We start from the raw sequence: 8,738 nt of genomic DNA on the forward strand, positions 1-8,738 counted from the left end.
CCTTTAGTTCCTAGCCTACTCCCTACTCCCTACTCCCTACTCCCTAATTTTAGTAACGATAGTGAGCAAAAGCCTTATTAGCTTCTGCCATTCTATGAGTTTCTTCTCGCTTCCGAATAGCACTACCCGTTTCGTTAGCTGCATCCATCAACTCATTAGCCAACTTCATAGCCATTGTTTTTCCACCTCTGGATCTAGAATATTGGACTAACCAACGCAAAGCCAGGGTAGTTCCCCTATCAGAGCGTACTTCCATCGGGACCTGGTAAGTCGCACCACCTACACGACGAGCTTTAACCTCTACTAAGGGAGTCACATTCCGGACTGCCTTTTCAAATAGTTCTAGTGGATCGGAATCTGTCCTTTCTTCAATAGCTTTAAAGGCATCGTAAACGATATTAAAGGCTACAGACTTCTTCCCGTGACGCATTATGCGCCGGACAATCATACTCACTAACCGACTATTATATTTTGGGTCTGGAGGAACAGGACGTCTTTGAACAACTCTACGACGAGACATATTATGACAACCAATAAACTGTAAAAACGAATAATTGACTCATAGATTATATGCAAAATTCAAGATTTGTTACTTATTTCTTGAATTTTGCATTTCACTAATTTAGCCTTTGGGCTTTTTAGCCCCATACTTAGAACGACTTTGCTTGCGGTCTTTGACTCCTGCAGTATCTAAGGTTCCACGAATAATGTGATATCTTACACCTGGTAAATCCTTAACCCTACCACCCCTAATCATAACTACAGAGTGTTCCTGTAGGTTATGACCAATCCCAGGGATATAAGCAGTCACTTCAAAACCAGAAGTTAGACGTACCCTAGCTACCTTACGGAGAGCCGAGTTAGGCTTTTTTGGTGTAGTAGTATATACCCTTGTGCATACTCCACGACGTTGAGGGCAACTTTTCAGTGCCGGGGATTTAGTTTTCTTCTCTGTGTCTTGACGAGCTGAACGAATTAATTGTTGAATTGTGGGCATTAGTTACAGTTATTCTTGATAATTGTTTTTATACTCTTGATACGTACAAAAGTAGAATAATTCTAGGCAAGTTTACTTAACAAAATTTTTTCCCAATACTCTCAGAGCAGGATATGCAAATGTAGGCAAATTACTCTTCAGAGATTATCTTCAGATAATCTTCAGTTTTGGAACTGATATATTTTTTTTAGTTTCAAAAGCAAAGTTATATTATTTGCCTAATATTGGGATAATTAATTCGATAATTGATTAAATTATTTGATTAGGAATAATTTACCGTTGCACCAAATAAGTCTGTGGTGCAACGGTCTACTTTTGAGGAAGTCTTGGGAAATTAAGGAACATTTTTTTGTGCTTTGTCCCTAGTTATTCCAAATAACTTGACAAACAATCTTTTATATTAAGTTAGTTAGATGCTTTTGTCAACATCAAACAGAAAAAGAATTACCACAACCGCAAGCCACTTTAGCATTAGGATTATTGAATCGGAACCCTCCACCCATAAGATCCTCAGAATAATCCAAGGTTAATCCATTCAGATAGTTGAGTTGTTCAGAATCAACTACAACTTTAATTTGGCCATGGTCATAAACTAGATCGCTACTAGCTTGTTGTGAATCAAATTGCATTATGTAACATAAACTACAGCAACCACCAGGTTTAACCTTTAAACGAAATAAGGCATTTGGTTGATTTTGTTTGGACTGAAGACGAATAATCTCTTGGGCTGCTGCTTCGCTCAAGTTAATCATTGAGAAAATTTTTGGGCTTACCAGTTTAATTAAGACTTTGCTCGAGCATAATCATCTTGAAAACGAACAATGTCATCCTCTCCAAGATACTCTCCATTTTGTACTTCAATCAATACTAGAGGAATAACTCCTGGATTCTCCAAGCGATGAGAAGTACACTGAGGCACATAAGTAGATTGATTATTTTCTAGAATTTCCTCTTTATCCCCACAGGTAACCTTAGCAGTTCCTGAAACGACAACCCAATGCTCACTACGATGGTAGTGCATTTGTAGGCTGAGTCGATGTCCTGGTTTGACTTCTATGCGCTTGATTTTATATCCAGTTCCTTCTTCTAAAGTAGTAAATGACCCCCAAGGGCGTTCTGTAGTAGCAGCTCCTTGTAAGGCAGAAGATATAGATAACTTAGGAGTTTGAGATGCTTCTTTAAGTTGTACCATTGTTTGATGCTCTCCAAAAGAAAAGAGTTATGTTAAATTGGTCTCCTTAACTCAAAGGCCATTAAATATTCAGTATAAATATAAGTCTGATAGTCTATCTTATCAAATTACATACTGATAGATAAATATTTTATTTATAGGTTTGAGTTAAATTGGATACCAGATCAACCATAGCAAAGTTACCCCTATTACTGTCACCCCCAATTCCAGCTTTTTCCAAATCTATATCAAATCTTCATATACCATATCTATGAATCTATGTAGAAAATACTAGAAAAAATCAAAAATTATTTATAGTTGCTAGATTTCCGAGAAATACTCTTGAGCTTAATATTATTGTGGACAGAATATCAACTCTGGTATTAGAACTGACTCTATGCTTAGTAAATTTTACCGAAAAATTAATAATTAATAATTAATAATTAATTATTAAATAATTCGTGCCTTGAAGCCTCCCCTTGGATAGGGGAAAACAAAGACAATATTCCTTAGATTCAATTCCCGTGCGGTTAAAACCTTCTTGTAATTATCAAGTTCGCAATTATCCATTATCCATTAATGAATGTCACCCTATAGAACCCCTAAAGGTATCTTTGTCAGGGACCCGCGTTTTTTACTAGGAGTCAGGAGTCAGGAGTCAGGAGTCAGGAGGCGCGAAGATGGAGGGAAGGCATAAGGGAAAAAGCTCCTGCGACCCCGCGCACTTCGGGTATCTCTTTGAGAGACGCTGGGTGAAGGGCAGTTGCGTGACTGTCGGGAAACCCGCCCAAAGCACTGCAATCACGGTCACACGGCGCACCTGGTAGCGGACCAAGCAGGTTGAAAAATACTCCCCACCTCCCTATCTATTTTTAAATAGCTATCAAATGGGTTTTATAGAAGGCCATTCTGCCAGAAATGAGACTGAACTGAAAAAATTAAAAAATATATAGAGCTTAGTTGATAGAAGAAACACTGGACTATAATTAAGTAGAACAATTCCAACTACACATAAAATGATTGGCATTATGTGAGGTTTAAGGTCAAAGTAGTTGAAAATATTGCATTATAGAGATTTAACTTGAATCAAAAAACAACAAATTAGTGTGTCGCTCCTGTTTTGTCATAAATCTTGAATAGAGCGTAGGGTATTTTTTGTATCACAATTATTTTCTCTCAATCATTAAGATAATTTATGAAATAGCAAGAAAAATAGTTTTGCAGGTTTTCGTGGGGAAATTGTATGCCAGATATGTGCTTATACATAGCCTGCTATTTTTGTCAAGTATTCTCTATATGTTTTGAAAGAGAATGAGGAAAATACTAATGACTATATCAGCTATTATATCAACCTTCAAACAAGATTAAAATTTCACTCCGTTGTTCAACTTGTTATGTAGTGTATTTAGTTTAAGCAAGTAACAAAACAACTTAGAAGAAAACTTCTATATCAAGGGTGACACCCTCTTTAAAGTTAAAATGTTATGGGTAAATTAAACATGAATGAATCTAACACAAATCTAAAAGCAAATAAAGAAACTTATCAAGGCCAAAGATGGTTGGTAGAAGAACGAGATGCCTGTGGAGTAGGTTTTATTGCTCACCCGTCAGGGAAAAAAAGCCATGAAATTATATTGAAAGCTTTACCTGCTCTAACTTGTTTAGAGCATCGCGGTGGTTGTAGTGCAGACCAAGATTCAGGGGATGGGGCAGGTTTAATGACTCAAGTTCCTTGGGAGTTGCTGTCTGAAAACTTAGAATTAAACCCTACTAACTGTGGGGTAGGAATGATATTTTTGCCTCAAACGGAAAAGAAAGCAGCAATAGCACGTCAGGCAATTGAAAAAACAATAACTACAGAAGGTCTAACAGTAATTGGTTGGCGAGTTGTACCAGTTAAACCAGAAGTATTGGGAGTACAAGCACGAGCAAACCAACCACAAATTGAACAAATAATTGTCAGTTCCGACAAATTGCAAGGGGATGACTTAGAGCGATCGCTCTACTTATTGCGTCGTAATATTGGTTGTGCTTTAGAAAAAGAAGGTTTTATTTGGGGGATAGATGCCTATATTTGCTCCTTCTCTTGTCGCACTATTGTATATAAAGGTATGGTGCGCTCCGCAGTGCTGGGAGAATTTTACACAGACCTGAAAAATCCAGCTTATAAGAGTTCCTTCGCTGTTTACCACCGACGCTTCAGCACTAATACAATGCCGCGATGGCCTCTCGCTCAACCGATGCGTTTGCTTGGTCACAATGGAGAAATTAATACTCTGTTGGGAAATATTAATTGGATGAAAGCGCGGGAAGATAGTCTGAGTTCTTCTATTTGGGAGTCACGACTGGATGAGTTAAAGCCTTTTGTTGATGCTAAAAGTAGTGACTCGGCAAATCTAGACAACGTGATGGAATTAATTGTACGTTCCGGACGCTCCCCACTAGAAACATTGATGATTATGGTGCCGGAAGCATACAGAAATCAGCCAGACCTAGTAGAATATCCAGAAATTGTTGATTTTTACGAATATTATAGTGGTTTGCAGGAAGCTTGGGATGGTCCGGCACTATTAGTATTTAGTGATGGTAAACAAGTGGGGGCAGCTCTAGACCGGAATGGTTTGCGACCAGCACGTTATTGCATTACTAAGAACGACCTAATTATCGTAGCGTCTGAAGCAGGAGTAGTTGAAATACCAGAAGCAGAAATAGTTGAAAAAGGTCGCCTCGGTCCTGGACAAACGATCGCTGTAGACCTAAGCACTAATGAAGTTCTCAAAAATTGGGAAATTAAAAAACGTGTCAGTTCCCGACTACCTTATGGAGAATGGTTAAAACACAGAAAGCAGATAGCAAAGCAGTCATTTGCAGCTAATACTGAATTAGAATCACAAACCCTGCTCCAACTACAAACAGCTTTTGGCTATAGTTTGGAAGACATGGATATGGTGATTAGTGATATGGCAAATTTGGGTAAAGAACCAACATTTTGTATGGGTGATGATATTCCCCTAGCAGTTCTTTCCCAACGTCCTCATTTACTATATGACTATTTTAAACAAAGATTTGCTCAAGTGACAAATCCTCCCATTGACCCACTGCGGGAAGGAATGGTAATGTCATTGAATATGCTACTCGGTAAGCGTGGTAATTTATTAGAAGTTAGTGCGGAAAATGCACGCTTATTAAAAGTAGAATCACCAGTATTAAACGAAGCAGAATTCACAGAAATTCAAGACTCAGCATTTGCTACAGAAACTCTTTCTACTCTATTTCCTGTAGTGGACGTTGCATGCAACGTCCCTACTGGACCAGAAGGACTGCAAACAGCAGTAAATAACCTGTGCGAACGAGCAGCAACAGCAGTTCAGAATGGTCAGGAAATTATTATTCTATCTGACAAATGCGATGGGGGAATAAGTGCAGAATTTGCTTACATTCCCCCTCTGTTAGCTGTAGGTGCAGTTCACCATCACTTGATTAAAGAACGGTTGCGGATGAAAGCATCTTTGGTGGTAGAAACAGCTCAGTGTTGGAGTACCCATCATTTTGCTTGTTTAGTTGGTTATGGAGCAAGTGCGGTTCATCCTTATTTAGCATTAGAGTCTGTCCGTGCTTGGTGGTCTAGTTCGACGGTTCAAAACCAAATGGAACGGGGCAAAATTACAAAAATCACTATCGAAGAAGCGCAGAAACATTATCGCAAAGCAGTAGAAGCAGGACTATTGAAAATTCTCTCTAAAATGGGAATTTCTTTATTGTCTTCTTATCAGGGAGCGCAGATTTTTGAAGCTATTGGTATTGGTGGAGACTTATTAGAATTAGCTTTCCGGGGAACTACGTCTCGAATGGGTGGTTTAACAGTACCAGAGTTAGCACAAGAAGTGATTTCTTTCCACCATCGGGCGTTCCCAGAATTGAATATTAAAAAGCTGGAAAATTATGGGTTTGTGCAATATCGCCCCACTGGAGAATATCATATGAATAGTCCGGAAATGTCGAAAGCACTCCATAAGGCAGTTGCAACGTTTAATCATGCTAACGGCAATGGTAATGGCAAACACCAAGAAACAACGCAGTACGATCACTATGAAGTTTACCGGAAATATTTGCAAGGACGACCAGTAACAGCTTTACGAGATTTGTTGGATTTGAATAGCTATTCCCCTTCTATACCTATAGAGGAAGTAGAACCCGCAGCAGAAATAATGAAACGTTTCTGTACTGGTGGAATGTCTCTAGGATCATTGTCACGGGAAGCGCATGAAACTTTGGCGATCGCTATGAACCGCATAGGTGGCAAATCTAATTCTGGCGAAGGTGGAGAAGACCCCACAAGATTTAAAATTTTAGACGATGTTAACGGTCAAGGTTTATCTGGTTTATTCCCTCATCTCAAGGGATTACGAAATGGTGACACCGCTTCTTCTGCTATTAAACAAGTTGCTTCGGGTCGGTTTGGTGTGACTCCAGAATATCTGATGAATGCCAAACAGATAGAAATTAAAATTGCTCAGGGAGCAAAACCAGGTGAAGGCGGTCAGTTACCAGGCAAAAAAGTGAGCAACTACATTGCCACACTCCGTCGCTCTAAACCAGGAGTTACCCTGATTTCACCCCCTCCTCACCACGACATTTATTCCATTGAGGATTTGGCACAGTTAATTTTTGACCTCCACCAAATTAATCCTAATGCTGGTGTTTCCGTGAAGTTGGTAGCAGAAATTGGTATCGGTACGATCGCTGCTGGTGTAGCTAAAGCTAATGCAGACGTCATTCAAATTTCTGGTCACGATGGCGGTACTGGTGCTTCTCCTCTAAGTTCAATCAAACACGCTGGTAGTCCTTGGGAATTAGGTTTGAGTGAAGTACATCGGGTATTGATGGAAAATAAACTGCGCGATCGCGTTACCCTCCGCGTAGACGGTGGTCTGAAAACTGGTTGGGATGTAATCATAGCTGCTTTGATGGGTGCTGAAGAATTTGGCTTTGGTTCTATTGCGATGATTGCTGAAGGTTGTATTATGGCAAGAATTTGTCATACTAATAATTGCCCAGTTGGTGTGGCAACTCAGCAAGAGAAGTTGCGTAAGAAATTTACTGGGGTGCCAGAAAATGTGGTTAATTTCTTCTGGTTTATTGCTGAGGAAGTACGAACTATTTTAGCAAGGTTAGGTTATCGTTCTCTCAGTGAAATATTAGGTCGTGCAGATTTGCTGAAAGCACGAGAAAATGTACAGTTAACTAAAACAGAAAGTTTGAACTTAGACTGTTTGGTTAACTTACCAGATACTCGCACTGACCGAGATTGGTTAAAGCATGAAAAAGTTCATAGCAACGGTTGTGTTTTAGACGACGTACTGTTGGAAGACCGGGAAATTCAAGCTGCAATTCGCAACCAGGGCAGTGTTTCCAAGACAATAAAGATTGTTAATACTGACCGTACTGTGGGAGCAAGGTTAGCAGGAGCGATCGCTTCTCGTTATGGCAATACTGGTTTTGAGGGGTTGATTAATCTCACATTTAATGGTAGTGCTGGTCAGAGTTTTGGTGCTTTCAATTTGCCAGGAATGACCTTAACGTTACAAGGTGAGGCTAATGATTATGTTGGCAAGGGAATGCACGGTGGGGAGATTATTATTAAGCCACCTGTAGAAGCAGGTTATGCTCCAGAGGAAAATGTGATTGTTGGGAATACTTGTTTATATGGTGCGACTGGCGGTATTTTGTTGGCTAATGGTCAAGCAGGGGAACGTTTTGCTGTCCGGAATTCTATGGGTAAGGCAGTTATTGAAGGTGTTGGAGACCATGCTTGTGAGTATATGACTGGTGGCGTTATTGTCTGCTTGGGTAAAGCAGGTCGTAATGTTGGTGCTGGTATGACTGGAGGAATTGGTTATTTCTTGGATGAGGATGGTGATTTTCCTGCCAGGGTGAATAATGAAATTGTTTCTATTCAGCGCGTATCTACACCAGCAGGTGAGGCGCAGTTGCAGGAATTGATTTCGTTACACTTTGAAAAGACTGGTAGTGAGAAAGCTAAGGCTATTTTGGCTAATTGGTCTGAATATTTGCCGAAGTTTTATCAAGTTGTGCCTCCTTCTGAAGCTGATAGTCCGGTAGCAAGTGTTGAGATAGGCGATCGGGTTGCTCTAAGAATTTAGAATTCAGAATTTAGAATTCAGAAACATTTGTAGATGATTAAATAATTTTGGGGCGATCGCTATCCATCGCCCCTTTTCAATTATCAGTTATCATCAGGACTTACGCAGAACCAGCATATCTAGTAGGGGCAAACGGTCGTTTCCCTCTACAAATGGTGTATGATTTAACATTTTGCGTAAGTCCTGATTAAGTGTTCAACCTGATTTTAGATGAGGGTTTGGGAACCAAATGAGGGGTCTGACCCTAAACTGCAACGTTATAGTTATTGAAATTTTGGGATGATTTTGAATTCGGCGATCTAAAATATGTTCATAATTCTGTAATTACTTCAATATTCAATTTCCCCATCTCCCTATCAACAATCTCTGCCAAATATATAGTTAAGTGTTAAACCTGATTTTAGAT

General features: G+C 39.5%; 5 protein-coding genes. 1 reads left to right on the plus strand and 4 read right to left on the minus strand.

Features of this window, described 5'->3' with window-relative positions:
- Positions 1-49 precede the first annotated feature (49 nt).
- The 4 genes from rpsG to F6K22_RS06260 form a co-directional block, all read right to left on the minus strand.
- On the minus strand, positions 50-520 hold the full coding sequence (gene rpsG / locus F6K22_RS06245) for a 30S ribosomal protein S7 (RefSeq protein WP_293094683.1): 471 nt from the start codon (positions 518-520) through the stop codon (positions 50-52).
- A gap of 102 nt (positions 521-622) precedes the next feature.
- A complete protein-coding gene (rpsL, locus tag F6K22_RS06250) occupies positions 623-997 on the minus strand; it encodes a 30S ribosomal protein S12 (protein ID WP_293094685.1) in 375 nt (124 codons plus the stop codon).
- A 428-nt stretch (positions 998-1,425) separates the two neighbouring features.
- Positions 1,426-1,749, minus strand: coding sequence for a HesB/IscA family protein (locus F6K22_RS06255; protein WP_293094688.1), 324 nt, complete (start codon positions 1,747-1,749; stop codon positions 1,426-1,428).
- 29 nt (positions 1,750-1,778) lie between these two features.
- Positions 1,779-2,189 (minus strand): phosphomannose isomerase type II C-terminal cupin domain, encoded by a 411-nt coding sequence (locus F6K22_RS06260; protein WP_293094691.1) that lies wholly within the window; start codon positions 2,187-2,189, stop codon positions 1,779-1,781.
- Between the two features lie 1,478 nt (positions 2,190-3,667).
- Here F6K22_RS06260 and gltB point away from each other — a divergent pair.
- Entirely contained in the window at positions 3,668-8,332 is a 4,665-nt protein-coding gene (gltB, locus tag F6K22_RS06265) for a glutamate synthase large subunit (RefSeq protein WP_293094694.1), read from the plus strand.
- The last annotated feature ends 406 nt before the right edge of the window (positions 8,333-8,738 follow it).

Origin of the sequence: Okeania sp. SIO2F4, from assembly GCF_010672385.1 — a bacterium.
Classification (GTDB): domain Bacteria; phylum Cyanobacteriota; class Cyanobacteriia; order Cyanobacteriales; family Microcoleaceae; genus Trichodesmium.